1 protein-coding gene and 1 pseudogene are annotated in these 1,534 nt (G+C 66.6%); one reads left to right on the forward strand and one right to left on the reverse strand.

Annotation, left to right across the window (positions count from 1 at the left end; genetic code table 11):
• Nucleotides 1-363 (forward strand): annotated as a pseudogene (locus G6017_RS14050) (precorrin-4 C(11)-methyltransferase); the annotation flags it as partial.
• Nucleotides 364-694: 331 nt separating this feature from the next.
• On the opposite strand, the gene G6017_RS14055 reads toward G6017_RS14050, so the two are convergent.
• Nucleotides 695-1,156, reverse strand: coding sequence for an SRPBCC family protein (locus G6017_RS14055; RefSeq protein WP_182610827.1), 462 nt, complete (start codon nt 1,154-1,156; stop codon nt 695-697).
• Between the last annotated feature and the right edge of the window lie 378 nt (nt 1,157-1,534).

A 1,534-nucleotide genomic window follows, 5' to 3' on the forward strand; every position in this document is an offset into this window, starting at 1 on the left:
TCCCGCGTCCAGGCCCGATCGACGGTGATGCCGTCCTCCGAATCGCTGGAGAACTTCGCCGCCACCGGCGCGACGCTGGTGCTGCACCTGGCGATCACCCGGATCCGCGAGCTCGCCGAACGGCTGGTTCCCACGCACGGCGCGGACTGCCCGGTGGCGGTGGTGGCCAAGGCGAGCCGCCCGCACCGCGTCGAGCTGCGGGGCACACTTGCCGACATCGCGGACGCGGTCGAGTCCGCCGGTCTGCGGCAGGCGGCGGTGATCCTGGTGGGCCGGGCGCTGGTCCGGCCGGGGGAGGCCGAATCGTGGTTGTACGCCTCGGATCCGGAGAGGGCGGCGAAGCGGCGGGGCGGGGCGGGGTAGGTGGAACTCAGAGTTGAAAGTTCGACCACAGTCACGGAGGCCGAGGTGCCAGGCTGTGCTCGTGGTTTCCGAGGGCGGCATCTACACTCGAGTCTCCCTGCGGGACGCTCATCCGGTCGATTACTGGGCGGGTAGACCCGGACTCACCATACCGGCTGTCCACTTCAGATCAGGGTGTGGTCGGTCCGTGAGGTAGCAGAAGACGTCTCTCCGAACTCTGCCGGCGGGCTGTCGTCTAAGTAGCCGTTCCCGCGCATTGCTCCTCTTGCTACTGCCCAGTCGCAAGAGAGTTATCCCTGGCGAAGTCCACCCGTGGGGACGAGTCGGTTGGTCAGGCCTCGGCGATAGCTTTGATGCTCTCCAGCGTGGTGCCAAGTGCAGTCTCGAGCTCGTCAGCGTGGTTCGGGCCCCCGCCGAGGAGCGTCGCGGCGAAGAACCGGCCGATCGGATTGAGCTTGCCCGGCACGGACCGACGCTGGGCCAGCTTGGTACCGGTCTGCGTCGGCTGGAGCTCGAAGGCCCAGCGGGCGCCGCTGGTCTTCGTGTCCCAGGCGACACGCTTGTGTGGCTCGAACTCGATCACAACGTTTCGGGTTGGCCAGACGACCAGTTTGCGGCGGTTCCAGCCGATGTACTGCTGGCCCTTCCGGAAGCCTCCCGGCAGCAGCGGTGTCATCGCGACGAGTTCGGGCGACGACCGAACGAGCACGGAGGTATCCGTGACGACCTCCCACACGCGCTCGACGGGGGCGTCGACCTCGACCTCGGCGCGAAGCTCGCGGGTAGTGCTCATGCCATGCCTCCTTGGCGGGTTGAGCCGCGCTGGGTGTGGTGAACACTCTGGCGTGACCGGAATTGCGACCAGTGCAAGGTCGGACCGCTTCGCAACACAGTACGTCGCGTAGGGCGTACCCCGTAGTGACGTTGCTCTTCGTCGTGGTGTTGGTCCCCATGTCGACGAGCTCGCTTACGAGGGTGTGGGCCGCGCAGGTCCGGGACGCTGGCTGAGCAACACCGAATCCGCGGTGGTGCAGAAAGCGACCGTTCGTCCGGACGTGGTGACGGTGGATGTGCTCAGCCCCTATGACATCTCCGAACTCGATCAACTGCAGAGAGAAGCCGACCAGATCGTCCCCTGGGGGCCTCTAGTGGGCATCTCCGTTAGTTCGTC

Origin of the sequence: Dietzia sp. B44 (assembly GCF_014145245.1) — a bacterium.
Taxonomy (GTDB): Bacteria; Actinomycetota; Actinomycetes; order Mycobacteriales; family Mycobacteriaceae; genus Dietzia; species Dietzia natronolimnaea.